Origin of the sequence: Streptococcus sp. SPS1, assembly GCF_030439915.1 — a bacterium.
Classification (GTDB): domain Bacteria; phylum Bacillota; class Bacilli; order Lactobacillales; family Streptococcaceae; genus Streptococcus.
The window spans coordinates 78,489-103,774 of the sequence record NZ_JAQFJG010000006.1 but is presented as its reverse complement, the minus strand read 5'-3'; the positions used below and the strand labels follow the sequence as shown (position 1 = coordinate 103,774).

The 25,286-nt window shown below is 40.7% G+C and carries 26 protein-coding genes; 7 read left to right on the top strand and 19 right to left on the bottom strand.

All coding sequences use genetic code 11. The features are described from left to right. Positions 1 to 279: a DUF6110 family protein gene (locus tag PCY12_RS06135; RefSeq protein ID WP_000910910.1), complete on the bottom strand. Its 279-nt coding sequence runs from the start codon at positions 277 to 279 to the stop codon at positions 1 to 3. Between the two features lie 150 nt (positions 280 to 429). On the opposite strand from PCY12_RS06135, the gene PCY12_RS06130 reads away from it, so the two are divergent. After that, on the top strand, positions 430 to 1,278 hold the full coding sequence (locus PCY12_RS06130; protein ID WP_301352053.1) for a putative RNA methyltransferase: 849 nt from the start codon (positions 430 to 432) through the stop codon (positions 1,276 to 1,278). 352 nt (positions 1,279 to 1,630) lie between these two features. On the opposite strand, the gene PCY12_RS10325 is transcribed toward PCY12_RS06130, so the two are convergent. The 3 genes from PCY12_RS10325 to malQ form a co-directional block, all read right to left on the bottom strand. Further along, the gene (locus tag PCY12_RS10325) at positions 1,631 to 1,837 is read right to left on the bottom strand and encodes a hypothetical protein (protein WP_367316718.1); all 207 of its coding nucleotides are present in this window, start codon (positions 1,835 to 1,837) and stop codon (positions 1,631 to 1,633) included. 219 nt (positions 1,838 to 2,056) lie between these two features. Further along, the gene (gene glgP, locus PCY12_RS06125) at positions 2,057 to 4,315 is read right to left on the bottom strand and encodes a glycogen/starch/alpha-glucan family phosphorylase (protein WP_301352051.1); all 2,259 of its coding nucleotides are present in this window, start codon (positions 4,313 to 4,315) and stop codon (positions 2,057 to 2,059) included. Positions 4,316 to 4,340: 25 nt separating this feature from the next. Continuing rightward, entirely contained in the window at positions 4,341 to 5,858 is a 1,518-nt protein-coding gene (gene malQ / locus PCY12_RS06120; protein WP_166736741.1) for a 4-alpha-glucanotransferase, read from the bottom strand. Between the two features lie 554 nt (positions 5,859 to 6,412). Here malQ and PCY12_RS06115 point away from each other — a divergent pair. The 5 genes from PCY12_RS06115 (at position 6,413) to PCY12_RS06095 (ending at position 11,988) form a co-directional block, all read left to right on the top strand. Next, the gene (locus tag PCY12_RS06115) at positions 6,413 to 7,684 is read left to right on the top strand and encodes an extracellular solute-binding protein (RefSeq protein WP_000095466.1); all 1,272 of its coding nucleotides are present in this window, start codon (positions 6,413 to 6,415) and stop codon (positions 7,682 to 7,684) included. A 110-nt stretch (positions 7,685 to 7,794) separates the two neighbouring features. Further along, positions 7,795 to 9,087 (top strand): sugar ABC transporter permease, encoded by a 1,293-nt coding sequence (locus PCY12_RS06110; protein WP_000414955.1) that lies wholly within the window; start codon positions 7,795 to 7,797, stop codon positions 9,085 to 9,087. A gap of 1 nt (position 9,088) precedes the next feature. After that, positions 9,089 to 9,931 carry a sugar ABC transporter permease gene (locus PCY12_RS06105; protein WP_004236955.1) on the top strand — a complete coding sequence of 281 codons (843 nt, stop codon included), beginning with the start codon at positions 9,089 to 9,091 and terminating at the stop codon, positions 9,929 to 9,931. Positions 9,932 to 10,191: 260 nt separating this feature from the next. Then, positions 10,192 to 10,992 carry a DUF1189 domain-containing protein gene (locus PCY12_RS06100; protein WP_301352049.1) on the top strand — a complete coding sequence of 267 codons (801 nt, stop codon included), beginning with the start codon at positions 10,192 to 10,194 and terminating at the stop codon, positions 10,990 to 10,992. Positions 10,993 to 11,001: 9 nt separating this feature from the next. Further along, complete coding sequence (locus PCY12_RS06095; RefSeq protein ID WP_301352048.1) at positions 11,002 to 11,988, top strand: LacI family DNA-binding transcriptional regulator; 987 nt, start codon at positions 11,002 to 11,004, stop codon at positions 11,986 to 11,988. A gap of 28 nt (positions 11,989 to 12,016) precedes the next feature. Here PCY12_RS06095 and PCY12_RS06090 read toward each other — a convergent pair whose 3' ends face one another. The 14 genes from PCY12_RS06090 to PCY12_RS06025 all read right to left on the bottom strand — a co-directional run bounded on the left by PCY12_RS06090 (position 12,017) and on the right by PCY12_RS06025 (position 22,857). Continuing rightward, positions 12,017 to 12,958, bottom strand: a complete 942-nt coding sequence (locus tag PCY12_RS06090) for a YitT family protein (protein WP_000806276.1) — start codon at positions 12,956 to 12,958, stop codon at positions 12,017 to 12,019. Beyond that, a complete protein-coding gene (aspS, locus tag PCY12_RS06085) occupies positions 12,936 to 14,699 on the bottom strand; it encodes an aspartate--tRNA ligase (protein WP_301352046.1) in 1,764 nt (587 codons plus the stop codon). Before aspS ends, PCY12_RS06090 begins: the two co-directional genes overlap by 23 nt. 134 nt (positions 14,700 to 14,833) lie before the next feature. After that, on the bottom strand, positions 14,834 to 15,064 hold the full coding sequence (locus PCY12_RS06080) for a hypothetical protein (RefSeq protein ID WP_020902364.1): 231 nt from the start codon (positions 15,062 to 15,064) through the stop codon (positions 14,834 to 14,836). A gap of 17 nt (positions 15,065 to 15,081) precedes the next feature. Beyond that, a complete protein-coding gene (locus tag PCY12_RS06075; protein WP_301352045.1) occupies positions 15,082 to 15,723 on the bottom strand; it encodes a type II CAAX endopeptidase family protein in 642 nt (213 codons plus the stop codon). 9 nt (positions 15,724 to 15,732) lie between these two features. Then, positions 15,733 to 16,431 carry an ABC transporter permease gene (locus PCY12_RS06070; RefSeq protein WP_301352043.1) on the bottom strand — a complete coding sequence of 233 codons (699 nt, stop codon included), beginning with the start codon at positions 16,429 to 16,431 and terminating at the stop codon, positions 15,733 to 15,735. Continuing rightward, positions 16,424 to 17,248, bottom strand: coding sequence for an ABC transporter ATP-binding protein (locus PCY12_RS06065; protein ID WP_261066174.1), 825 nt, complete (start codon positions 17,246 to 17,248; stop codon positions 16,424 to 16,426). Before PCY12_RS06065 ends, PCY12_RS06070 begins: the two co-directional genes overlap by 8 nt. A gap of 10 nt (positions 17,249 to 17,258) precedes the next feature. Continuing rightward, entirely contained in the window at positions 17,259 to 17,999 is a 741-nt protein-coding gene (locus PCY12_RS06060) for a DUF3169 family protein (RefSeq protein WP_261066175.1), read from the bottom strand. A gap of 2 nt (positions 18,000 to 18,001) precedes the next feature. Beyond that, a complete protein-coding gene (locus tag PCY12_RS06055) occupies positions 18,002 to 18,199 on the bottom strand; it encodes a hypothetical protein (RefSeq protein WP_301352041.1) in 198 nt (65 codons plus the stop codon). Then, positions 18,186 to 18,374 (bottom strand): hypothetical protein, encoded by a 189-nt coding sequence (locus PCY12_RS06050; RefSeq protein ID WP_049513531.1) that lies wholly within the window; start codon positions 18,372 to 18,374, stop codon positions 18,186 to 18,188. The genes PCY12_RS06055 and PCY12_RS06050 overlap by 14 nt, the downstream gene beginning before the upstream one ends. Next, complete coding sequence (locus PCY12_RS06045; RefSeq protein ID WP_001176231.1) at positions 18,374 to 18,580, bottom strand: helix-turn-helix transcriptional regulator; 207 nt, start codon at positions 18,578 to 18,580, stop codon at positions 18,374 to 18,376. Before PCY12_RS06045 ends, PCY12_RS06050 begins: the two co-directional genes overlap by 1 nt. A 9-nt stretch (positions 18,581 to 18,589) precedes the next feature. Beyond that, positions 18,590 to 18,904 (bottom strand): hypothetical protein, encoded by a 315-nt coding sequence (locus PCY12_RS06040; RefSeq protein WP_261075351.1) that lies wholly within the window; start codon positions 18,902 to 18,904, stop codon positions 18,590 to 18,592. A 144-nt stretch (positions 18,905 to 19,048) separates the two neighbouring features. Beyond that, on the bottom strand, positions 19,049 to 20,329 hold the full coding sequence (gene hisS, locus PCY12_RS06035; RefSeq protein WP_301352039.1) for a histidine--tRNA ligase: 1,281 nt from the start codon (positions 20,327 to 20,329) through the stop codon (positions 19,049 to 19,051). 228 nt (positions 20,330 to 20,557) lie between these two features. Next, the gene (locus PCY12_RS06030) at positions 20,558 to 21,805 is read right to left on the bottom strand and encodes a transporter (protein ID WP_301352037.1); all 1,248 of its coding nucleotides are present in this window, start codon (positions 21,803 to 21,805) and stop codon (positions 20,558 to 20,560) included. Positions 21,806 to 22,005: 200 nt separating this feature from the next. Further along, positions 22,006 to 22,857, bottom strand: coding sequence for a helix-turn-helix domain-containing protein (locus tag PCY12_RS06025; RefSeq protein WP_000434960.1), 852 nt, complete (start codon positions 22,855 to 22,857; stop codon positions 22,006 to 22,008). A 123-nt stretch (positions 22,858 to 22,980) separates the two neighbouring features. On the opposite strand from PCY12_RS06025, the gene PCY12_RS06020 reads away from it, so the two are divergent. Next, entirely contained in the window at positions 22,981 to 23,322 is a 342-nt protein-coding gene (locus tag PCY12_RS06020; RefSeq protein ID WP_001204052.1) for a metal-sulfur cluster assembly factor, read from the top strand. Between the two features lie 258 nt (positions 23,323 to 23,580). Here PCY12_RS06020 and ilvD read toward each other — a convergent pair whose 3' ends face one another. Continuing rightward, a complete protein-coding gene (ilvD, locus tag PCY12_RS06015) occupies positions 23,581 to 25,284 on the bottom strand; it encodes a dihydroxy-acid dehydratase (protein WP_301352035.1) in 1,704 nt (567 codons plus the stop codon). Between the last annotated feature and the right edge of the window lie 2 nt (positions 25,285 to 25,286).

Here is a 25,286-nt window from a genome sequence, read left to right as displayed (position 1 = left end):
TTATTCTCCTATAAGGCTATCTAATTGCTCTTCTTTTTTCTCTTGCTCATACAAATATTTGGCATCTTGCAAGACATCGTCTCCATGTTGCTTCACAACAGAAACAGATGCATCTAGCCCGTCTTTCAACTTGTAAGCCTTAGCCAAAGCTTTAGAATAACCTTTTTTAGCTTCCTTACTTGCCAAGATTTTCAAACCAAGGGTACCAAATGCGACACCACCCAAAAAGAGTGATGATTTTTTCGCAACTTTTGCAACGGTTAATACTTCTTTTAACATACTTATTTCCTCCTTATCATTATTATATAGCATTTTGGATATAAAAGCAATTTAATTTTGGTACTTTGAAAAGTAATTATACTACTATTTAATTCTATTACAAATCATCCTAAAGTTGCTTTCATTTGCCTCTTTTGATACACTTAAACTATGAATACAAATCTCAAACCTAAACTTCAGCGTTTTGCTTCTGCGACTGCCTTTGCCTGTCCTATCTGTCAAGAAAATCTGACTCTGGTAGAGAGCAGTCTCAAATGCAACAATCGCCATTCTTTTGACTTGGCAAAATTCGGCTATGTCAATCTAGCTCCTCAAATCAAGCAATCTACCAACTACGACAAGGAAAATTTTCAAAACCGTCAACAAATCCTAGAAGCCGGCTTTTACCAAGCTATTTTAGATGCTGTATCTGACTTGTTAGCAAATTCAGAAACTAGCACCACAATCTTGGATATTGGTTGTGGCGAAGGATTTTATTCTCGTAAACTTCAAGAAAATCACCCTGAAAAAACCTTCTATGCCTTTGATATTTCCAAAGATTCCGTCCAAATCGCTGCCAAGAGCGAACCCAACTGGGCAGTCAATTGGTTTGTAGGTGACTTGGCTCGTCTTCCTATAAAAGACGCTAGCATGGATATCCTGTTTGATATCTTCTCACCTGCCAACTATGGAGAATTTCGTCGCGTTTTATCCAAAGACGGCATCTTAATAAAGGTTATTCCAACTAAAAATCACCTCAAAGAAATCCGTCAGAAGGTACAGAACCAGCTGACAAACAAGGATTATTCTAATCAAGGTATCAAAAATCATTTCCAAGAACACTTTACCATCCTATCTAGTCAAACTGCCTCTCTGACTAAGACTATCACATCAGAGCAACTTCAAGCCCTACTCAGCATGACCCCTCTCCTCTTTCACGTTGACCAGAGCAAGATTGACTGGAGCGACTTGACAGAGATTACCATTGAAGCAGAGATTTTGGTTGGGAAAGCATTCTAAACTAGACTTCCCAAAAGTAGAAAACTTACTGAGAATCTTCAATATTACGAAAACGCATAAGAACAGGTACTCAAAAACCTTAATCTTATGCGTTTTGTTATGCAAAAATCACTGGAGTTTCTATACACATTAAGTGGAAATCTTTGAAACCAGTTCTTTTAATAACCATTGAATACCATATAGTACATTTACCCCAAATATGATATAGGCCGTATAAATCAAGTATTTCGATTTCTCCCGCCTTAAAGAATAAATCTTGTACAAGATAAACAAATTTAAAATAATAAATAATAGAGACAAAATCTTCCTCCAAAAATCAATCCTAAAGGTACACAGCTAAGCACCCTAATCTTTATTTTCGATTCGAGATAACAAACTTATCAATAAATAGCAAGTGAAATAAGGCAAGTACAAATCCCCAGAAACTCCCTCGAAGCGAGATTTCTTGATGATTGAGAGGAAACAAATCATGGTTACCTATATAGAGGCATGTCAAAATAACAAATAAAATCCAAAATAAATCCGTCCATTTATATTTTGAAAAATATTTTTTCCACATAAAAACACCTTCTTTCCTACAATCGTATTATAATACTTTATGTAAGCGAATACAAGCACTATGAGGTTGAAAGAGAGTAAAAAGCAGTATTTAAAGCCTTCACTGTATCTATAATTTCCCTATTTTTAGACAGGATTGACCCAAATCCACAGCATTTAAAAAAGCGAATTTCAATCGAAACTCGCTTTTTTACAAAATGTATTAGTATAAATTTGTATCTTAGTTCAAGTGCCAGATGTCTTCGTTATACTGAGCGATTGTACGGTCAGATGAGAAGAATCCTGCTTTAGAAATGTTAACGATAACTTTGTCCAACCATGCGTCACGGTCTTCGTAGTCAGCCAACATTTGCTCTTTAACTTTGATGTAGTCTTCCAAGTCAAGAAGAGTCATGAACCAGTCTTTGTTGATCAATTCCTTGTAAAGACGTTCCAAGCGCTCTTTGTTTCCAGCTGCAAGAACTGCATCGCTAACGATGAAGTCAACCAATGGTTTGATAGCTTTACGAGCGTAGAATTCGCTTGATTTGTAAGCTGCTTTTGCGTAAAGGTCGATAACAGTTTCTGAATCTTCACCAAAGATGTAGATGTTTTCGTCGCCAACCAACTCAGCGATTTCCACGTTAGCTCCGTCCATAGTACCAAGAGTCAAAGCTCCGTTCAACATGAATTTCATATTACCAGTACCTGAAGCTTCTTTAGAAGCAAGTGAGATTTGTTCTGAGATATCACATGCTGGGATAAGGAAGCTTGCTGCAGTAACGTTGTAGTTTTCAACCATAACTACTTGCAAGTGTGGAGCTACTGCTGGATCGTTAGCAATAACTTCTGACATGCAAAGGATCAAGTGGATGATGTCTTGAGCGATTGTGTAGGCTGGAGCTGCTTTACCACCAAAGAAGATTGTGATTGGGCGAGCAGGGATGTTCCCAGCTTTGATGTCAAGGTATTTGTGGATCACGTACAAAGCGTTCATTTGTTGGCGTTTGTACTCGTGAAGACGTTTGATTTGGATATCAAAGATAGAGTTTGGATTGATTTCTACACCTTGGTGTTCTTTCAAGTGACGAGCCAATTTACGTTTGTTGTGAGCCTTGATGCTTTCCAATTTTTCTTTGACAGCTGCTTTGTCTTCATAAGACAAGAGTTTTTCAAGCTCATCAGCTTCATGGTGCCAACCATCTCCAAGAATCTCATCCAAGTAGTGAGACAAGCTTGGGTTAGCATGCATGAGCCAACGACGGAAAGTGATACCGTTTGTTTTGTTGTTGAATTTTTCTGGGTAAAGGTCGTAGAAGGCTTTCAACTCAGAGTTCTTCAAGATTTCAGTATGAAGTGCTGCAACCCCGTTAACGCTGTATCCGTAGTGGATATCCATGTGAGCCATGTGAACACGTCCGCTCTCATCAATAATTTGAACAGCTGGATCTTTGTATTCTGCTTTCACGCGACGGTCCAATTCTTCGATGATTGGTACCAAGTGAGGAACCACTTCTTGCAAGAATTCAAGAGGCCATTTTTCAAGGGCTTCAGCAAGGATTGTGTGGTTAGTGTAGGCAGTCATGCTACGAACGATTGAGATTGCTTCGTCAAGCTCGATACCACGTGCAGTCAAAAGACGGATCAATTCAGGGATAACCATTGATGGGTGAGTATCGTTGATTTGTACAACAGCGTAGTCAGCAAGGTCATGCAAGTTGCTTCCTTTTTCGATTGCTTCGTCGATGATCAATTGCGCACCGTTTGAAACCATGAAGTATTGTTGGAAGATACGGAGCAATTCACCTTGACGGTCACTATCATCTGGGTAAAGGAAGAGAGTCAAGTTGCGAGCGATATCTGTCTTGTCAAAGTTGATACCATCTTTAATAATAGAAGAATCAACTGAATCCAAGTCAAACAAACGCAAGCGGTTTTTAGTTGCTGTTTCATAACCAGTAACATCAATATCGTAAAGAGTTGATGTCAAAGTAAAGTCTGCAAATGGTACTTGGTAGCTACGGCTTGAGCGAACCAACCAGTTTTGCTCTGTCAACCATGCATTTGGAATTGTTTCTTGTTGGTTGTTTTTAAGAACTTGTTGGAAAAGACCAAAATGGTAGTTAAGACCAACACCGTCACCATTCAAACCAAGAGTCGCAATTGAGTCGATAAAGCAGGCAGCCAAACGTCCCAAACCACCATTACCAAGAGATGGTTCCAATTCAACTTCTTCAACTTCGATCAAGTCTTTACCTGCAGCAGCAAGTTCTTTTTTGACATCGTCGTAAAGACCAAGGTTGATCAAGTTGTTTGACAAGAGTTTACCAATCAAGAACTCAGCTGAGATATAGTAAACTTTCTTTTTACCAGTGTTGACTGGTTTTTGGCTGCTTGCAAGTTTGCTGTAGTTAAGAAGAGCAAGGTAAAGCTCTTCATTGCTACATTCTGCAATGGTTTTATTGTAACGATTTTGTACAAATTCTTGCAGTGATAACATGTTTAAGGTGTCTCCTGATATTGTATTATTTCTTTAATTCTACCAAATTTTCATTAATTCGTCGATAGATTGTTGTCAAGTCAAGCAAGCCTTCCTCGACAGCTGGTGTCAATTGATCTTCAGTCATACGCCAAGACCAGTTTCCACCAAGGGTAGATGGGAAGTTCATACGAGCTGTCTCATCCAATTCTAGCAAATCTTGCATAGTTGCAATTGCCATGAAGCTAACTGATGAAAAGACTGTACGAAGCATAGCATGTGGCACTGTTTCGTATTCTTTACGATTAGTGTAGCGAGCCATGTACTCACGAGTCGCATCATCGATCTCGTTACGGTACCAACCAAGGACCGTATTGTTATCGTGTGTTCCTGTGTACATAACTGAGTTAGCAGGTGCCAAGTGTGGGCTATCGATACTTTCGTCTTCTGGGTTGAAGGCAAATTGAAGAATCTTCATTCCTGGGAAGCCAGTACGTTCACGCAACTCAATAACTTCATCTGTCATGAAGCCAAGGTCTTCTGCGATGATGTTTAGCTCACCAAGTTCTTCCTTAACGGCTGCAAAAAGCTTGTAGCCCGGACCTTTCACCCACTCACCAGGTGCTGCTGTATCAGAACCAGCAGGGATTTCCCAGTAAGATTCGAAACCACGGAAGTGGTCGATACGAACGATGTCGTAGATTTTGAAGCTTTCACGCAAGCGTTCAATCCACCATTTGTAGCCGTCTTTGTCCATTGCTTCCCAGTCATAGATTGGGTTACCCCAAAGCTGACCAGTTGCAGAAAATTCATCTGGTGGGCATCCGGCGATGCAAGTAGCCTTACCATTGACATCTGTCTTGAAGAGATGTGGATTTGCCCACATATCGCTTGAATCTTCCGCTACGTAGATTGGCATGTCCCCAACGATTTCGATGTGGTTGTCGTTTGCGTAAGCTTTCAATTTCAACCATTGTTGGAAGAAGAAGTATTGCGTCACACGGTGGTAAACCAACTTGTCTGCTAATTGCTCACGGTAGCTTTCAAGTGCTGAAGCTTTACGAGCACGAGCATCTGCATCTGGCCATTCTGTCCAAGCAAGATTGTCAAAATGCTCTTTGATAGCCATATACTCAGCAAAGAGCTCAAGCCATGATTGGTTGTCTTGAGCAAATTTCTCAAAATCTTTAACATCTCCGACTTCAAAGAAACGTTTCACCGCTTTTTCTAAAAGAGGACGACGTGCATAGTAAATCTTAGCATAGTCAACTTCAGACGCATCGCTACCAAAGTCAACTCCTTCAAGGTCACTTACTTCCAACAAACCTTGCTCCACCAAGATATCTAAATCGATAAAATGAGTGTTTCCTGCGAAGGCTGAGAAAGATTGGTAAGGAGAATCCCCGTAACTAGTTGTTCCTAATGGAAGGATTTGCCAGTAACGTTGTTTTGTACGAACCAAGAAATCAACGAAGTCGTAAGCACTTTGACCAAATGATCCGATTCCGTAAGCTCCTGGGAGAGAAGAGATGTGCATCAACACACCACTTTGACGTTTTTTCATAATAGCACCTCATGTGTTAAAATAATGGAACGTTGCGTATTTTAACAGACGCAAACGTTTGCGCTACTTATAAGTATACTCCTTTTCAAGCATAATTGCAAGCGTTTTTAAAAAAACTTTTTTGATTATTTTTAAGGAGACTAACTCATTTTAGCAAAGATAACTTGAAACTATCTAATCCTAAAGTTTGACTCTCATGAAACAGTCTACAAAGTGCAAAACCTCCTTAAAAAAACTTTAATTTATATGTAGGAGGCACAAAGGTCTATAGAAAATAGATAGGGATTAGAAACAAGGAAATAGCCCCTCCTGATTTCCCTCTTTAGACAGATTCCATCTATTTTTTATTAAAAATACTGTATTCTTATCTATTTCACACTTTTCTTCTATATAAAAAGTAAAATCATGCTATCAAATCAAGCTTAAAATTTTTTTAAAATTTTTAACAAAAACACTTGCAACCGTTTTCTATTTGTGCTATACTAAGCTCATAAAGGAAAACGTTTGCGTTTTTCTTGTCAATAAAACTTGTTATTCTTTAGGAGGAATACACTATGTCATCTAAATTCATGAAGAGCGCTGCTGTGCTTGGAACTGCTACACTTGCTAGCTTGCTTTTGGTAGCTTGCGGAAGCAAAACTGCTGATAAACCTGCTGATTCTGGTTCATCTGAAGCGAAAGAAATCACTCTTTACGTTGAGGACCAATACAAAGCTTATGCTGAAACAGTAGCTAAAGCTTATAAAGAACAATCAGGAACAACAGTTAACATCAAATCTGGTGACCAAATGGGTGGGCTTGACAAACTTTCTCTTGACAACCAATCAGGTCAAGCTCCTGACGTTATGATGGCTCCATACGACCGTGTAGGTAGCCTTGGTACTGACGGACAACTTTCAGAAGTGAAATTGAGCGACGGTGCTAAAACAGATGATAAAACTAAATCTCTTGTAACAGCTGCTGACGGTAAAGTTTACGGTGCTCCTGCCGTTATCGAGTCACTTGTTATGTACTACAACAAAGACTTGGTAAAAGAAGCTCCAAAAACATTTGCTGACTTGGAAAACCTTGCTAAAGATAGCAAATACGCATTCGCTGGAGAAGATGGAAAAACTTCTGCTTTCCTAGCTGACTGGACAAACTTCTACTTTGCATACGGACTTCTTGCTGGTAACGGCGGTTACGTATTCGGACAAAACGGTAAAGACGCTAAAGACATCGGTCTTGCAAACGACGGCGCTATCAAAGGTGTAGAATACGCTAAAACTTGGTATGAAAAATGGCCTAAAGGTATGCAAGATACGGAAGGAGCTGGAAACCTAATCCAAACTCAATTCCAAGAAGGTAAAACAGCTGCTATCATCGATGGACCTTGGAAAGCTCAAGCCTTCAAAGACGCTAAAGTAAACTACGGTGTTGCAACTATCCCAACTCTTCCAAACGGAAAAGACTACGCAGCATTTGGTGGTGGTAAAGCTTGGATTATCCCATCAAGCACTAAGAACCTTGAAGCTGCTCAAAAATTTGTAGACTTCCTTGTTTCAACTGAACAACAAAAAGCCTTCTACGATAAGACTAACGAAATCCCAGCTAACACTGAAGCTCGTTCATACGCTGAAGGTAAAAACGATGAGTTGACAACAGCTGTTATCAAACAATTCAAGAACGCTCAACCAATGCCAAACATCTCTCAAATGTCAGCAGTTTGGGACCCAGCTAAAACAATGTTGTTTGAAGCTGTAAGCGGTAAGAAAGATGCTAAAACAGCAGCTAACGATGCTGTAACATTGATCAAAGAAACAATCAAACAAAAATTTGGTGAATAAAAAATTTGTTCAAGGGGGGGTGGAAATCAAATCCCCCTTTGAATTTATCAACAAAAACACAAATAGTTTAGGTTTTATGTAGAAACCAGTATCCTATGAAAGGAGTTATTATGGAAAAGCAACAACCTAGTAAAGCAGCCCTGCTGTCTATCATTCCTGGGTTAGGACAGATTTACAATAAACAAAAAGCCAAAGGTTTTATCTTCCTTGGTGTAACCATCGTATTTGTCCTCTACTTCCTAGCACTTGCAGCCCCTGAATTGAGCAATCTCATCACTCTTGGTGACAAGCCAGGTCGTGACAATTCCCTCTTTATGCTGATTCGTGGTGCCTTCCATTTAATCTTTGTAGTTGTTTATGTACTCTTTTATTTCGCAAATATCAAAGATGCTCATACAACTGCCAAACACATTAATAATGGTATTCCAGTAGCACTTACCTTTAAAGAAATGGTCAAAGGAATCTATGAAAATGGCTTCCCTTACCTCTTGATCATTCCATCTTATATTGCAATGACTTTTGCGATTATCTTCCCAGTTATCGTAACCTTGATGATCGCCTTTACCAACTACGACTTCCAACACTTGCCACCAAACAAATTGTTGGACTGGGTTGGTTTGACCAACTTTACAAACATTTGGAGCTTGAGTACCTTCCGTTCTGCCTTCGGTTCTGTTCTTTCTTGGACTATCATTTGGGCTTTATCTGCCTCAACTTTGCAGATCGTGATTGGTATCTTCACAGCTATCATTGCTAACCAACCATTTATCAAAGGAAAACGTATCTTCGGTGTTATTTTCCTTCTTCCTTGGGCTGTCCCAGCCTTCATCACTATCTTGACATTCTCAAATATGTTTAATGATAGTGTCGGCGCTATCAACACTCAAGTCTTGCCGATCTTTGCTAAATTCCTTCCTTTCCTTGATGGGGCTCTTATCCCTTGGAAAACAGACCCTACTTGGACAAAGGTTGCCTTGATTATGATGCAAGGTTGGCTTGGATTCCCATACATCTACGTTTTGACCTTGGGTATCTTGCAATCTATTCCTAACGACCTTTACGAAGCAGCTTATATTGACGGTGCCAATGCTTGGCAAAAATTCCGCAACATCACTTTCCCAATGATCTTGGCCGTTGCGGCACCTACTTTGATCAGTCAATACACCTTCAACTTTAACAACTTCTCTATCATGTACCTCTTCAATGGTGGAGGACCTGGTAGTGTCGGTGGAGGAGCTGGTTCAACAGATATCTTGATCTCATGGATCTACCGTTTGACAACAGGTACATCTCCTCAATACTCAATGGCGGCAGCTGTTACCTTGATTATCTCTATCATTGTCATCTCAATCTCTATGATCGCATTCAAGAAACTACACGCATTTGATATGGAGGACGTCTAAGATGAATAACTCAATTAAACTCAAACGTAGACTGACTCAAACCCTTACTTACCTTTACCTGATTGGTCTATCAATTGTCATTATCTATCCACTTTTGATTACCATCATGTCAGCCTTTAAAGCAGGTAACGTCTCAGCCTTTAAACTAGATACTAACATCGACCTCAATTTTGATAACTTTAAAGGCCTCTTCACTGAAACCTTGTACGGTACTTGGTACCTCAACACTTTGATTATCGCCTTGATTACCATGGCTGTTCAAACAAGTATTATCGTACTTGCTGGTTATGCTTACAGCCGTTACAACTTCTTGGCTCGTAAACAAAGTTTGGTCTTCTTCTTGATTATCCAAATGGTGCCAACTATGGCCGCTTTGACAGCCTTCTTCGTTATGGCGCTTATGTTGAACGCCCTTAACCACAGCTGGTTCCTCATCTTCCTCTACGTTGGTGGTGGTATCCCGATGAATGCTTGGCTCATGAAAGGCTACTTCGATACAGTGCCAATGTCTTTAGACGAATCTGCAAAACTAGACGGTGCAGGACACTTCCGTCGCTTCTGGCAAATTGTCCTCCCACTCGTTCGCCCAATGGTTGCCGTACAAGCTCTCTGGGCCTTCATGGGACCTTTCGGGGACTACATCCTCTCTAGTTTCTTGCTTCGTGAGAAAGAATACTTTACTGTTGCCGTAGGTCTCCAAACCTTCGTTAGCAATGTGAAAAACATGAAGATTGCCTACTTCTCAGCAGGTGCTATCCTCATCGCCCTTCCAATCTGTATTCTCTTCTTCTTCCTACAAAAGAACTTTGTTTCAGGACTTACAAGTGGTGGCGACAAGGGATAATATATCCCCGCCACCCTTTTTCATTTTATACTCTTCGAAAATCTCTTCAAACCACGTCAGCTGCATCTCCAACCTCAAAGCCGTGCTTTGAGCAACCTGCGGCTAGCTTCCTAGTTTGCTCTTTGATTTTCATTGACTATTAGCGATTGCTACTGTAAATAATATCCTTGCGATAAGCAATTTCTCTCCTAGACTTGAAATAAAGCACATTTCTCTATATAATAATACTCATATAGAAAACACCTTTTAGAAAGATACCTATGCTTCCATATCCATTTTCCTATTTTTCAAGTATTTGGGGATTTCGTAAGCCCCTGTCCAAACGTTTCGGGCTCAACTGGTTTCAACTTCTCTTTACCAGTATCTTCCTTATCAGCTTGTCTATGGTACCCATTGCCATTCAAAACAGCTCACAGGAGACTTATCCGCTAGAAACCTTTATCGATAATGTCTATGAACCATTGACAGATAAGGTTGTTCAGGATCTCTCTGAACATGCTAGAATTGTCGATGGCACATTAACTTATACAGGAACAGCTAATCAAGCGCCTTCTGTTGTGATTGGTCCAAGCCCAAGTAAGGAGTTCCCGAAGGACTTGCAACTGCATTTCGATACAAATGAGCTAGTCATCAGCAAGGAAAGTAAAGAGTTGACACGCATCTATTACCGAGCTATTCAGACTGAGAGTTTCAAAAGCAAGGACAGCTTAACCCAAGCGATTTCTAAAGACTGGTACCAACAAAATCGTGTCTATATCAGTCTCTTCCTAGTTCTCGGTGCTAGCTTCCTCTTTGGTTTGAATTTCTTTATCGTCTCTCTAGGAGCTAGTCTTCTCCTTTATATCACTAAGAAATCACGCCTCTTTTCATTTAGAACCTTTAAAGAGTGCTACCATTTTATCTTGAATTGTTTAGGATTGCCGACTCTGATTACACTTATTTTGGGATTGTTTGGCCAAAATATGTCAACCCTCATCACTGTACAAAACATTCTTTTTGTTCTATATCTGGTCACTATCTTTTATAAAACACATTTCCGTGATCCAGATTACCATAAATAGGAGATTTTTATGCCCGTTACGATTAAAGACGTGGCCAAGGCTGCTGGTGTTTCGCCTTCAACCGTAACCCGTGTTATTCAAAATAAATCAACCATTAGCGACGAAACGAAAAAACGCGTTCGCAAGGCGATGAAGGAGCTCAATTACCACCCCAACCTCAACGCTCGCAGTTTGGTAAGCAGTTATACGCAAGTTATCGGCTTAGTTCTTCCTGATGATTCAGATGCCTTCTACCAGAATCCTTTCTTTCCATCAGTCCTACGCGGCATCTCTCAAGTCGCATCTGAAAACCACTATGCCATTCAGATAGCAACAGGGAAAGATGAGAAGGAGCGTCTTACTGCCATCTCACAAATGGTCTATGGTAAACGTGTAGACGGTTTAATTTTCCTTTATGCCGAAGAGGAAGATCCTTTAGTCAAACTGGTGGCTGATGAGCAGTTCCCCTTCCTCATCCTCGGAAAATCTCTGTCCCCCTTCATTCCACTTGTCGATAATGACAACGTTCAAGCTGGCTTTGATGCGACTGAATATTTCATCAAAAAAGGCTGCAAACGCATTGCCTTTATCGGAGGAAGTAAAAAGCTCTTCGTGACCAAAGACCGTTTAACAGGCTATGAACAGGCGCTGAAACATTACAAACTTACCACTGACAACAATCGCATCTACTTTGCAGACGAGTTTCTGGAAGAAAAGGGCTATAAATTTAGCAAGCGATTATTCAAGCACGATCCTATGATTGACGCTATCATCACAACTGATAGCCTCCTAGCTGAAGGTGTTTGTGACTATATTGCCAAACACCAGCTGGATGTCCCTGTTCTCAGCTTTGACTCGATTAATCCTAAGCTCAATTTGGCAGCCTATATAGATATCAATAGCCTAGCCCTCGGACGCACTTCTTTAGAAACTATTCTCTGCATCATCAATGATTCTAAAGAAAATAGACAAATCTGCTACCGTCAGTTAATCGCCCACAAAATTATTGAAAAATAAAAACCAGCTCGCGCTGGTTTTTTTATCACTAATTTTCTGTTTCAACGAATCGTCCCAGAATATGAACATTCTCAGATACAGAGACAAAGGCGCCTGGATCCACCTGTTTCATAATCTGTTTAAATTCATTAAACTCTGCACGTGTAATGACAGTAATTAAAACTGCCTTTCTCTCGTGATTATAGGTTCCTTCTGCATCGTGGATCATGGTTGCTCCGCGGTGCAATTTTTTATGGATTTTCTCAATTACTTTATCTGGATGATTGGTCACAATCATGGCCTGCATGCGTTTTTGCTTGGTAAAGACGGCGTCTGTCACACGGCTAGAGACAAAAATGGTAATCATAGAGTAGAGAGCGTATTTCCAACCAAAGGTCAAACCTGCTATTAGCATGATAGTCCCATTTACCAAGAAAGAAATACTACCGACATTCTTACCCGTTTTCTTGCGAATGGTCAGGCTGACGATATCCGTCCCACCACTGGAGATATTGTTTCGAAGAGCAAAACCAATCCCCAAGCCCATGACAACACCCCCAAAAAGGGCATTGATAATGGGATCCTCCGTTAAGGTCGCCACAGGGACAAACTGGATAAAGAAGGAACTCATGGATACCGTGATAAAGGTAAAGACGGTGAACTTATGGCCAATCTGATACCAAGCCAAAACCATCAAAGGGAAGTTAATGGCGTAGAAGGTCAGCGAAATCGGGATATGAAAACCAAACCAGTGATTACTCAAGGCAGAGATAATCTGTGCCAGACCTGTCGCACCACTCGAATACACATGCCCCGGTTGAAAAAAGAAATTGACCGCTACTGCTGATAAAAAACCATAGACCAGAGAGGCCGAAATCTTCTCATCATATTTTTCGCGAGAGATGCTTTGTAAGACACGTAAAATTTTTATCTGATGAGCAAAGCGGCGCAGATAATAGCGCCACCGCTTAATTCGTTTTGCTTGTTTCATCTTCTTCTACTTGTAAGCTGAGTTCCTCTAGTTGTTTGAGCGCTACTGTTGAAGGAGCTTGTGTCATTGGGTCAGTTGCCTTGTTATTCTTAGGAAAGGCAATGACTTCACGGATATTTTCTTCCCCTGCTAAGAGCATAACAAATCGGTCAAGCCCGATAGCCAAGCCACCGTGTGGTGGGAAACCATAGTCCATAGCTTCAAGAAGGAAACCAAACTGATCATTTGCTTCTTCAGATGAGAAACCAAGAGCCTTGAACATACGTTCTTGAAGGTCTTTTTGGTTGATACGAAGACTACCACCACCAAGCTCATAACCGTTCAAGACGATATCGTAAGCAATGGCACGAACCTTAGCCAAATCACATTCTAATTCGTGAGCAGTCTCTTCCTGTGGAAGGGTGAATGGATGGTGGGCACTCATGTAACGCCCTTCTTCTTCAGACCATTCAAACATTGGCCAGTCAACCACCCAAAGGAAGTTGAATTTATCATTATCAATCAAACCAAGTTCTTTGGCAATACGTCCACGAAGGGCACCAAGTGTTGCATTAGCCACTTCAAGCGTATCCGCCACAAAGAGAACCAAGTCCTTGTCTTCAAGAGCAAGCGCTGTTGTCAATTCTGCTTGGATGCCAGTCAAGAACTTGGCAACTGGTCCGTTTAATTCTCCATCAACTACCTTGACCCAAGCAAGACCTTTGGCACCATACTGTTTGGCTACTTCCGTCATCTTGTCGATGTCTTTACGTGAATAGTTGTCCGCAGCTCCTTTGACCACAATGGCTTTTACAGCAGGTGCTTCTGAAAAGACTTTAAAGTCTACACCTTTGACCACTTCTGTCAAGTCCTGAAGCAACATGTCAAAACGCGTATCAGGCTTATCAGAACCATAAAGAGCCATAGCGTCATCGTATTTCATACGAGGGAATGGAAGCGTCACTTCGATGCCTTTAGTTTCTTTCATGACGCGCGCAATCAAACCTTCTGTGATATCTTGGATTTCTTGCTCAGTAAGGAAAGACGTTTCCAAGTCGACCTGAGTGAACTCAGGCTGGCGGTCACCACGCAAGTCCTCGTCACGGAAACATTTAACGATTTGGTAGTAACGGTCAAAACCAGCATTCATCAAGAGCTGTTTCGTGATTTGTGGACTTTGAGGAAGCGCGTAAAAATGCCCTTTATTAACACGAGATGGCACCAAATAGTCACGCGCTCCTTCTGGTGTTGACTTAGAAAGGAATGGTGTCTCTACGTCGATAAATTCCAACTCATCCAAGTAGTTACGGATAGAGTGAGTCACCTTAGCACGAAGTTTGAGATTTTCCAACATTTCTGGACGACGAAGGTCAAGGTAACGGTAACGCAAACGTGTATCGTCATTGGCCTCAATGCCATCCTTAATCTCAAATGGGGTTGTCTTAGCTGTATTCAGCACTGTCAGAGCTGTCACGTTTAACTCAACTGCACCAGTTGGCAACTTATCATTGGCTTGCTCACGCGCAGCGACCTGACCAGTCACCTCGATAACAAATTCGCTACGAAGGCTTTCAGCTGTTGCCATGACCTCTGCAGAGACTTTTTCAGGGTTGATAACCAACTGCATGATTCCTTCACGGTCACGAAGATCGATAAAGATCAAACCACCAAGGTCACGACGACGGCCAACCCATCCTTTCAAGGTCATTTCTTGTCCGATGTGTTCCTCACGAACACGACCAGCATACATACTACGTTTCATTGTTTCTCTCCTCTTTTATTCTGTTACTATTTTACCATAAAAGCGCAGGCTCTTCATGAAAATCAGCAGAAAAGTTTGCCAGTCTTTAAAAATTAACGCCCATACAAAAATCCGATGAACTTCACCGGACTCTTTTATTTTGAATTTTTGCCTGCTTTACGCTTTTCAGCAATTTCAGCTGCCTTTCGAGGCAAGACGATTTCTGTTGTGTAAGCTGTCCCAAAGCGCAAGACACCGGCAATAGGGGCAAAGACAACTGCTAGATGGCTATAAAAGAAATCGCCTTTGAAGGCATAAGCTAATCCCCCAATGATGAAAAATAGAACAACTGCTTGAATCACTGCTAATAAAATTACTCGTTTCATGTGACCTCCTGACTCTATTATAGCATGAGAATCATCAAAAAGCCGACTAAATTATTCAAAGCGTGAAGAGAAATACTGTAGACTAGACCTTTTCTGCTAATATAGGCCAAGCCCAAACTAAAACCAAGGCTAAAATAGACAAAAAATTGTTGCACATCACCTGGGAAATGACCTAAGGCAAACAAAACACTGGATACCAGAAGGAAAAGCAGAGTTTGTTTACTATTGTCCTGCTTAGGAAAGAGATAGCGTGCCAACATCCCTCTAAAGATAAGTTCTTCCGTCAAAGGAGCAAAAATAACGACCGCAAAGAATGAGAAAAGTGGTTGAGACAAGGTCAAGTCTATCGCTATTTGCTGATTTACTGAAGGATCATTTGGCAAGAAAAACTGGACAACCAGAGATAAGAACCAAACCAAGGCAGGAAGCCAAATAAATCGGTTGAAGCCACTCTTCTCAATACGAACAGGACCTTTCTGATACCATTTGTAAATGCCGTACACATAAACTCCAGCCAAAGCCACATAGAGCAAGGTCACAGCATAGGGTGAAGCGCCTAAGGCAAGCGACGTAGTCGCGAGCACCTGAATGAAGCCATAGATGAATAAAAAGGATAGAACAGCTAGAAGAAACCAGCCAAAGTTTTTAAGTAGTTTCATAAAGGTCTCCTATCTTGCTTTATAGCTATTTTTCAATACAAAGAGGTTCGCTATTCCTAACACAAGTACCCAGGCAAGTAACATACCGATGTTAGAAAAAGATATTTCTCCACCTTTTTTATTTAAAAGATTTACAATAGGACCAACGAACGAGTAATCCAACACTTTTTGAACCGTATCATTTTGAGAAGCAATCATGGGTAAAATAGAGACAATTAACATAGGAAAGATACTATAGACTTGCGCTTTAGATTGAGTATCTGACACCGCACCGATTAGAAGGTTGAGAAAAATAATACAAATAGTTGCTAGGAGCAAATAGATAGCATAGGCAACTAAATAACCAGATACATCTACTTTAAGATAGATGGGAAGTACAATCATAGCAACCAACATTATCAAAATAGGTAGAACGAGCATACTGAAAGTATATTCTATTGCTGTCACACCACTTAGGATGAGTGATTTGAGATTTCGTTTTTCCTTATCTTCTGCCATCATAATCGATACCATATAACCACTTCCCATGCTCAAGACCATCGTCAAGCTAGCAGATAGTAAAAATAGGCTCAATTGTCCATCCTTATTTGAAAATTCATTATATAGAACAGCAGTACCAAAAGGCATCAATAAAGTTGCCAACAAAGTTGAATTGCTAATAAGAACTTGCACTCTTAACCATAGTAGGGCATTTAATTTTCTAAACATCTAACTTTTCTCCTGTCAATCTGATAAAGATTTCTTCTAGTGTCGGCTCACAAGAGTGAACCACCATCAAATCTGTCGTGTCTAAATGTGGCAATTCTTCAAATGGAACTATCTGTTCTCGTCCATCTTTATAAGCTACACGTACTTTCTTATCCACATGGTACTTCTGGATAATATCTTGCGGACTTCCATACTCTATTAAATTCCCCTTATTCAAAAGAGATAAGCGATCACAAAGCAGAGTTGCTTCATTCATATCATGCGTGGTCAGAAAGATAGTTGTCCCCGCCTGCTTTAATTCTTGAAGTAGGGTATGAATCATCTTAGATGTTGTAGGGTCTAAACCACTAGTTGGCTCATCTAGAAAGAGAATCTTAGGTGCATTCAGAAGGGCACGAGCCAAGAACATTCGTTGTTTCATTCCTGTAGATAGTTTTTCTGCGATAATATCTTTAGCATCTGCCAATCCAACCTGTTGGAGCACCTGATTTACTCTTTCTGTTTTGAGGCCATATAACTTAGCATAGATGAGAAGATTTTTGTAAAGACTCATCTTTTCATAAAAACCACTGCCATCACTAACAATACCAATTTGTTCCAAATCATTTGAGGTTAAATCTTGAGAATTCTTACCTAACAAAACTGTTTTACCTTGATCTGCAGCCAACTGACCTGTTAAGACATTGATCATGGTTGTTTTACCTGAGCCAGAAGGCCCAAGAAAACCAAAGATTTCACCCTCCTTAATCTCAAAAGAAATCTGATGAAGAGCTTTTTTGCTCCCAAAACTTTTGCTTACATTTTCAACACGAATCATAGAAACTCCTTTATTTAAAATAACGTTTCACCATAGGCAACTGCATCACACCGATATAAATATGGATCACTCCTACCAGCAAGAAAGCTAGTAACTGAATCTCTCCTGTCAGCAAGGAAAAGAGAGCAATCAAAAAGTAGAGACCTGGCAAGACATATTGGTTTAATTGGAATAAAATTCGAAAACTCTGTTCCAAATTAGCCTGGCGCTCCCCCTCATCGTAAGAATTGACATAGTCTAAATAATCCTTTGGTGTAGAGAAAAATGCCAAATCAAACTGACGAACAATCGCAATAGTCTTATAAAAATATTTTTGAGCATTAAAAATCAACACTAATCCCAAAAAAGAAAGAGGTAAGATTAGATTGCTTCTATCTAGTACAATCACTTCACTTCCTGAAATAAAGAGAGCCAATAAAATCGCTACACTTGTAATATGAAAAGCAATGGTTCCAAACTCAAGATTACGATTCATTTGCACATAATAGGTTTCATTCAGATCATCGTCCATTTCCTCTTGATACAAGGAGTGAAATTTTCTGCTTTTCTTTAAGAAATTGAAAGTCAAAAACATACTAATGAAACCTATCAGTAAACAAATAGCTGATATCCATGGTATCAAGACTTTTACATCTAACATAATTCCGTGGGATTCGGTAGCAGCCTTAAACATCCCTACAAAACCGCCCAAGAAACCTCCAAAGACAACAGACATTAAAAATAACAATCCACCTTTATTTTTCTTTTTCATTTTCATTCTCCTTTTTCACTTGCTAGATTTTTGGATTTCTTTTCAATCCAGTCAATTACTGGGATGAGGGCAAAATAGGCCCAAATAAATTGGTCACTTTGATAGGGATTAAACCAGCCTAAGTCCATCCCAATCAATAGAAATACGCTGACTAATAAAGCTATGGCAACTACATAATAGATTACTTTATACTTGTTCATCATTTTTCTCCTTCTTCTTCAACCAGTTGAAAATGGACAAGAGGACTAAGTTAACCCAAAATAAATACTTACTTTCAACAAAATAGAACCACCCCAGTAATGTTCCAATCATAGCGAAAGCATTCACAATGAGGGCAAGAACACTCATGTAATAAATCACTTTATACTTGTTCATCACTCGTCCTCCTCCAAGCGAAATACCGATTCGACTGTTTCGTTGAAAATTTGAGATATTTTCAGGGCAATGATAATGGACGGGGTGTACTCATCCCGTTCTAGTAGGCTAACGGTCTGTCTGGAAACCCCTGCCAGCTTGGCTAGGTCGGTTTGATTGAGACCATCGCGAGCCCGAAGCTCTTTTAGACGATTTTTAAGTTGCATGTTACACACCTACTCTCCGTCAAATTCAACTGTTTGGATATCCTCAATACGTTGCAACTTGATTTTTTCTTTTCCCGTCTTGTCTACATATCGTAGCTTGACCCATTCCTCATCAACATCCACAACTTCCCAAAAATTTGTTCCAAATAGTTCTCCAATGATTGTTGGTTTCTTTCCAATCATTTCTTGCAATAATCTTGACATTTCTATATTTCCTTTCTCTTTTCTTTCGATTACCTTTAACCTCTTCTCTATCCGCTTGATTTTCTTAGATTGACTCATATAAATCAAGACGAGAAAAGGAAACAAAATCCATACCCACATGTGGCTCCCTCCTATTTCTTAACTTGTTTATATTGTAACACATCTTTTTCTTTTTGACAAGCATATTTGTCAAAAAGTTTATGATTTTTGTCATTTTGCAAAAGAAAAAGGTCAGGAGTAAAATCCTGACCAGTTTATCTATCATTAAAATCCTAGTTTTTCAAAGATTTCTGAGAAGTTTTTGCTGATTGTCTCAAGCGACACTTCCACTTCTTCTCTGGTTTGGTTGTTCTTAACCGTCACTTGTCCGCTTTCGACTTCGCTCTCTCCTAGGGTGATAAGGGTCTTAGCCGCAAAGACATCGGCTGACTTGAATTGAGCTTTGAGCTTACGGTTGAGGTAATCACGCTCTGCTTTGAAACCTTGTTGGCGAAGGGCTTGTACCAACTCCAAGGCCTTGACATTTGCTCCCTGACCCAAGACTGCGATATAAACATCTAGGGCGTTTTCGATAGGGAGGGCCACACCTTGCTTTTCAAGAATGAGAAGCAGGCGCTCTACACCAAGTCCAAAACCAAAGCCAGCAGTTTCAGGGCCTCCAAAGTAAGAAACCAAACCATCGTAACGACCACCCGCACAGACGGTCAGGTCATTGCCCTCAATCTCTGTGATAAACTCGAAAATGGTGTGGTTGTAGTAGTCCAGACCACGCACCATATTGGTATCGATGATATAATCTACTCCAAGATTCTCCAACATCTGACGCACAGCATCAAAGTGTGCTTGGCTTTCTTCATCAAGGAAGTCCAAGATAGAAGGCGCATTCTCTACTGCTACCTTGTCTTCTTTTTCTTTAGAGTCCAAGACACGGAGAGGATTTTCCTCCAAACGGCGTTGGCTATCCTTGGACAAGGTCTCCTTGAGCGGTGTCAAATAGTCAATCAAGGCTTGACGGTAGGCCGCACGACTCTCAGGATTCCCAAGAGTGTTGAGGTGCAATTTGACACCTTGGATGCCAATTTCTTTCAGGAAGTGGGCTGCCATAGCGATGGTTTCCACATCGGTAGCTGGATTGCTAGATCCAAAACACTCAACACCAATCTGGTGGAACTGGCGCAAACGTCCTGCCTGTGGACGCTCATAGCGGAACATAGGGCCCATGTAGTAGAACTTACTTGGCTTTTGCACTTCTGGGGCGAAAAGTTTATTTTCCACATAGGAACGGACAACTGGCGCAGTTCCTTCTGGACGGAGGGTAATATGACGGTCACCCTTGTCATAGAAGTCGTACATTTCCTTGGTTACGATATCCGTTGTATCTCCGACAGAGCGACTGATGACCTCGTAATGCTCGAAAATAGGCGTACGCACTTCTGCATAGTTGTAGCGCTTGAAAATCTCACGGGCAAAGCCCTCAACGTACTGCCACTTGGCAGATTCAGCAGGTAAAATATCCTGCGTTCCTTTTGGTTTTTGTAATTTCATAGGGAATCCTCTTTAAACTTAATAGTCTTATTTTACCATAAATAGAGGGATTAAAACAGTGAGAACAAAATTAGGATTTATACTCAATGAAAATCAAAAAGCAAACTAGGAAGTTAGCCGCAGGTTGCTCAAAACAATGTTTTGAGGTTGTGGATAGAACTGACGAAGTCAGTACCATATCTACGGTAAGGCGACGCTGACGTGGTTTGAAGAGATTTTCGAAGAGTATTAGATATCATTTTTGAGATTAAGGATTGTCAAAAAAATAGCTAGCAAGGAAAGACCAACAAATAGCATCCAAGTCAACTGTATATTCCATACGGCTACTAGTGAAAAACAAGCTGTTCCCACAGGTATGGATAAGGTAAACAATAGACCTAAAAAATTACTGGTACGAGCTAGAACCTCTGGAGCTAGATTTTTCAGGAGCAAGGCACTAATCTTTGGTTGAACTTTACCAGACACATACAGAGTTGAACAGATAAATAGTAAACCAAGTACGACTTGATTGAATAAATTAGCTAGACCAACTAGACTGAGTCCTACGGTCACCCACATCATCAATCTAGGCAAGGACTGCTTCCCAAAATAATCATTGCCCGTAAGGCTACTGATGATGATTGCTAACAAAGCACAGAATTGACTGATAAATAATGCCTCTGTATAAGAAAAATTCAAGAGAGAATGGCTCAAAAAGAAGATATTGTAAATTCCACCCAAAGCGCCACCCAAGGCATTGATCAGCAAGACAGCAAAGAGCATAAAACCAAAGTTTTTCTGTCCACTTTTAAGAAAAACGAGGCGTAAATTTCGATAAATCGTTAGAAATTGGTCTTTGATAGAAAGCTTCTCATTTTTTAGATTTTCACCATCAGTAGATGACATTGGCAGGCTTAATTTGCTTCTTCCTAAAAAGAGAACAGAAGCTGATACGAGGAAAAAACAGGCATTGATTCCCGCAACGAGAGAAAAATTATTGACCGATAGCCCTAAGAGCCAGACTCCGAAAGCTTGACCACCAATAGCTGAAATATAGGTGATGAACTGGGAAAAAGAATAAGCCTCCATCAGATCATCTTCAGCTACTTTTTCTTTAATGAGAGGCATGCGCAAACCACCTGCAAAATCACTGATGACATCACTAATGACATTGATTAAACACAGGCTAGAAAAGGCAAATAAACTAGCTTGCTGAACAACTAAGGCTGCTAGAAAAAATAAAACCGCCTGAAACAAACCGCTATAGACCATCCATTTGACCTTGTTCCTCGTGTAATCTGCCCGAATCCCTACAAAAACTGTAAAGAGAGTCGGAAGAATCATGACAATATTCGCCATACCAACAGCAAAGGAGGCTTGTGGCAGGGTCGATGCATAGACGATAAAGACCAGATTAAAAATCGAAGCACCAAAAGCATTGAAAAATCGCGACAAAGTCAAGAGACGATAAGCTTGATTTCTAAACAATAGTTTCATAGATAATCTCCCTTCTTGTTCGAAGTTCTATATGAAGTATGACTATAGTATAGCACTTAGAAATTTTAGAGGAAAAACTTTTGAATATATGCAACAAATAAAATGAACAAAAAGAAACGATAAAACTTCTTTGATAACCTGAGAGAGGGCAAGAGTTCTATCGCTTAAAATTTCAAATGATTTTCTTAGTTTGCAGATATTCAACAATCGGTCGTTTTTCGATAGTATTCGGCGGATTTGTTACAGCCAAGCATCTCAAAAATATGGACAGCATCTTCCATCTTTTTCTGACCTTCCTTGACTCTGCCTTGCTTGCTATCAAGAAGACCTTCCGCCCACAAATAGACAATTCGGAAATAGGTCTCATTTTCCTTATAGAAATGCTCTTTGATGACACGTTTAAAATAAGAGGCATTGGTAAATTCTTCACACTCAATACTAGCTAAAAAACCATTCAATAGCATAGTGTGAAAAAGGTTTCGATTACCAGACATTTCCATTAGAAAATCGGATTTGCGGACCATTTCTCGTACATATCTAGTAAAAAGAGAAACAGATAAGAACGGAGAACTGACCGAGAACAAATTGAGTTCATAGATTCCCCAAATCTCGGTAGAAAACAAATAGTCATGAAGGACTTTCCCTTCCTCTGCCGTTAACTCTACCGTTTCATCCATGCTCTTCATATAAGACTTGATAATAATGGCATTTAGAATATGTTTCTGTTTGTTTTGAGAATTGACATGCTTTTCATACTCTTTGCGATACAAGTCTTCGAGAGGTGCTATATTCTTTGGATCCAAGACATCCGTAATTTCTTTTCTCAACTCAGAATCTGTATCATACTGAAAACCTCTTGCCAGAAAGAGAATTTCCTCCACACTGGCAGATATATTTTCTAGTGCAAATAGAAACTTTTCCACCGAAAGCTCACTTTGACCTGTTTCAAATCGGGACAACATAGACGGCGAAAATTGTCCCCCAGTCGCCTGTCTCAGCGAAATATTTCTTGACTCTCGTAATTGTCTAAAGACCTTTCCAATCTGCTCCATAGACTTCCCCTTGATTCCGTATTTTCTTCATTTTATCATATTTTTCAGAAAATTCATCAAAAACTTGCCAAATTGTCAGAATTATGAGAAAATAGAGGATATTTATCAGGTGGAGGGACTGTAATGAGAGACGATATCAAAATCAATGACCGCGCTTTGGCCTTGCAAGACCAAATTATCGAAAAACTAGAGAAGGTTTTTGATACAGATGTGGAATTGGATGTTTACAATCTAGGATTGATTTATGAAATCAATCTGGACGAAACGGGTCTCTGCAAGATTGTCATGACCTTCACTGACACCGCCTGCGATTGCGCCGAAAGTTTGCCTATCGAAATCGTCGCAGGTCTGAAACAAATCGAGGGTATCGAAGATGTCAAGGTTGAAGTTACCTGGTCGCCTGCTTGGAAAATCACACGAATCAGTCGCTATGGCCGTATTGCCCTTGGACTACCACCTCGTTAATACTCTTCAAAAATCTCTTCAAACCACGTCAGAGTCGGCTTGTCGTAGGTATATGTTACTGACTTCGTCAGTTCTATCTGCGACCTCAAAACAGTGTTTTGAGCTGACTTCGTCAGTTCTATCCACAACCTCAAAACAGTGTTTTGAGCAACCTGCGCCTAGCTTTCTAGTTTGCTCTTTGATTTTTATTGAGTATAAGCAGGCAAATCACTTTTGGAGATGAAAAGAAGCAAGCCGAGATTGGCTTGCTTTTTAAGTTTATTTTTTACCTGACTTGTCCATATTCCAGAAGTCTGTCACGGCTCCGCGTGAAGCAGATGATACGATGTGAGCGTATTTACCGAGGACACCACGGCTGTAAAGCGGTGGCAAGGTAGTTTCTGCCTTGCGTTTTTCAAGTTCTTCTTCGGATACAGCCATGGAAATTTCTTTGGTATCCTGGTCAACCGTAACGATATCGCCTGTACGGAGGTAGGCAATTGGTCCACCATCCTGAGCTTCAGGAGCGATATGTCCAACAACCAGACCATAAGTACCACCAGAGAAGCGGCCATCTGTCAAGAGGGCAACCTTGTCTCCTTGACCTTTACCAACGATCATTGATGAAAGTGACAGCATCTCAGGCATACCAGGGCCACCTTTAGGTCCAACGAAACGAACAACGACTACATCGCCATCAACGATTTCATCTGTCAGAACGGCCTGAATCGCATCTTCTTCTGAATCAAAGACCTTAGCTGAACCAACGTGACGACGCACTTTAACACCTGATACCTTGGCAACCGCACCGTCAGGAGCAAGGTTCCCGTTCAAGATGATAAGCGGACCATCCGCACGTTTTGGATTTTCCAGTGGCATAATGACTTTTTGACCTGGTGTGAGGTCTGCAAAGTCAGCTAAGTTCTCAGCAACAGTCTTACCAGTACATGTAATGCGGTCTCCATGAAGGAAACCATTTGCCAAGAGATATCTCATAACCGCAGGCACACCACCGACTTCGTAAAGGTCTTGGAAGACATACTGACCAGATGGTTTCAAGTCAGCCAAGTGAGGCACACGCTCTTGAATCGTATTGAAGTCCTCAAGTGACAAGTCAACATTGGCAGCATGGGCAATGGCAAGCAAGTGAAGAGTGGCGTTTGTAGAACCACCGAGAGCCATAGTTACAGTGATGGCATCTTCAAAGGCTTCACGAGTCAAGATATCTGACGGTTTGAGACCGAGCTCCAACATCTTAACAACAGCACGTCCTGCTGCTTCGATGTCTTCTTTCTTGTCAGCTGATTCAGCTGGGTGAGATGAAGACCCTGGCAAACTCATACCGAGAACTTCGATAGCTGTTGCCATGGTATTAGCTGTATACATACCACCACAGCCACCAGGGCCAGGGCAGGCATTACATTCCAGACGTTTCACGTCCTCAGCTGTCATATCACCGTGATTCCATTTTCCGATACCTTCAAAGACAGAAACCAAGTCGATATCTTTACCATCAAGATTTCCAGGTGCAATAGTACCACCATAGGCGAAAATAGCTGGAATATCCATATTGGCAATAGCAATCATAGAACCAGGCATGTTCTTGTCACAGCCACCGATAGCGACGAAGGCATCCACATTGTGACCACCCATAGCCGCCTCGATTGAGTCCGCAATGATATCACGAGATGTCAAAGAAAAACGCATCCCAGGCGTTCCCATAGCAATCCCGTCCGCTACAGTGATAGTCCCAAACTGCACAGGCCAAGCACCTGCCGATTTGACACCTTCTTTGGCTAATTTCCCAAAATCATGCAAGTGGATGTTACATGGTGTATTTTCCGCCCAAGTCGAAATCACGCCCACAATCGGTGTCTCAAAGTCCTTGTCTGTCATACCAGTCGCACGAAGCATGGCACGGTTTGGTGATTTTACCATACTGTCATAAATGCTACTGCGGTGACGTTTATCTAATTCAGTCATTT

What these genes read in the sequence shown, in the direction of transcription:
- hisS (WP_301352039.1), bottom strand. Translation starts at nt 20,329, where the DNA reads ATGAAATTACAAAAACCAAAAGGAACGCAGGATATTTTACCTGCTGAA.
- PCY12_RS06050 (WP_049513531.1), bottom strand. Translation starts at nt 18,374, where the DNA reads ATGAACAAGTATAAAGTGATTTATTACATGAGTGTTCTTGCCCTCATT.
- PCY12_RS06080 (WP_020902364.1), bottom strand. Translation starts at nt 15,064, where the DNA reads ATGAAACGAGTAATTTTATTAGCAGTGATTCAAGCAGTTGTTCTATTT.
- PCY12_RS06040 (WP_261075351.1), bottom strand. Translation starts at nt 18,904, where the DNA reads ATGTGGGTATGGATTTTGTTTCCTTTTCTCGTCTTGATTTATATGAGT.
- PCY12_RS06100 (WP_301352049.1), top strand. Translation starts at nt 10,192, where the DNA reads ATGCTTCCATATCCATTTTCCTATTTTTCAAGTATTTGGGGATTTCGT.
- PCY12_RS06045 (WP_001176231.1), bottom strand. Translation starts at nt 18,580, where the DNA reads ATGCAACTTAAAAATCGTCTAAAAGAGCTTCGGGCTCGCGATGGTCTC.
- ilvD (WP_301352035.1), bottom strand. Translation starts at nt 25,284, where the DNA reads ATGACTGAATTAGATAAACGTCACCGCAGTAGCATTTATGACAGTATG.
- glgP (WP_301352051.1), bottom strand. Translation starts at nt 4,315, where the DNA reads ATGTTATCACTGCAAGAATTTGTACAAAATCGTTACAATAAAACCATT.
- PCY12_RS06090 (WP_000806276.1), bottom strand. Translation starts at nt 12,958, where the DNA reads ATGAAACAAGCAAAACGAATTAAGCGGTGGCGCTATTATCTGCGCCGC.
- PCY12_RS06105 (WP_004236955.1), top strand. Translation starts at nt 9,089, where the DNA reads ATGAATAACTCAATTAAACTCAAACGTAGACTGACTCAAACCCTTACT.
- PCY12_RS06110 (WP_000414955.1), top strand. Translation starts at nt 7,795, where the DNA reads ATGGAAAAGCAACAACCTAGTAAAGCAGCCCTGCTGTCTATCATTCCT.
- PCY12_RS06135 (WP_000910910.1), bottom strand. Translation starts at nt 279, where the DNA reads ATGTTAAAAGAAGTATTAACCGTTGCAAAAGTTGCGAAAAAATCATCA.
- PCY12_RS06065 (WP_261066174.1), bottom strand. Translation starts at nt 17,248, where the DNA reads ATGATTCGTGTTGAAAATGTAAGCAAAAGTTTTGGGAGCAAAAAAGCT.
- PCY12_RS06025 (WP_000434960.1), bottom strand. Translation starts at nt 22,857, where the DNA reads ATGGAGCAGATTGGAAAGGTCTTTAGACAATTACGAGAGTCAAGAAAT.
- PCY12_RS06130 (WP_301352053.1), top strand. Translation starts at nt 430, where the DNA reads ATGAATACAAATCTCAAACCTAAACTTCAGCGTTTTGCTTCTGCGACT.
- PCY12_RS06115 (WP_000095466.1), top strand. Translation starts at nt 6,413, where the DNA reads ATGTCATCTAAATTCATGAAGAGCGCTGCTGTGCTTGGAACTGCTACA.
- malQ (WP_166736741.1), bottom strand. Translation starts at nt 5,858, where the DNA reads ATGAAAAAACGTCAAAGTGGTGTGTTGATGCACATCTCTTCTCTCCCA.
- PCY12_RS10325 (WP_367316718.1), bottom strand. Translation starts at nt 1,837, where the DNA reads ATGTGGAAAAAATATTTTTCAAAATATAAATGGACGGATTTATTTTGG.
- PCY12_RS06075 (WP_301352045.1), bottom strand. Translation starts at nt 15,723, where the DNA reads ATGAAACTACTTAAAAACTTTGGCTGGTTTCTTCTAGCTGTTCTATCC.
- PCY12_RS06055 (WP_301352041.1), bottom strand. Translation starts at nt 18,199, where the DNA reads ATGAACAAGTATAAAGTAATCTATTATGTAGTTGCCATAGCTTTATTA.
- PCY12_RS06030 (WP_301352037.1), bottom strand. Translation starts at nt 21,805, where the DNA reads ATGAAACTATTGTTTAGAAATCAAGCTTATCGTCTCTTGACTTTGTCG.
- PCY12_RS06070 (WP_301352043.1), bottom strand. Translation starts at nt 16,431, where the DNA reads ATGTTTAGAAAATTAAATGCCCTACTATGGTTAAGAGTGCAAGTTCTT.
- PCY12_RS06060 (WP_261066175.1), bottom strand. Translation starts at nt 17,999, where the DNA reads ATGAAAAAGAAAAATAAAGGTGGATTGTTATTTTTAATGTCTGTTGTC.
- PCY12_RS06020 (WP_001204052.1), top strand. Translation starts at nt 22,981, where the DNA reads ATGAGAGACGATATCAAAATCAATGACCGCGCTTTGGCCTTGCAAGAC.
- PCY12_RS06095 (WP_301352048.1), top strand. Translation starts at nt 11,002, where the DNA reads ATGCCCGTTACGATTAAAGACGTGGCCAAGGCTGCTGGTGTTTCGCCT.
- aspS (WP_301352046.1), bottom strand. Translation starts at nt 14,699, where the DNA reads ATGAAACGTAGTATGTATGCTGGTCGTGTTCGTGAGGAACACATCGGA.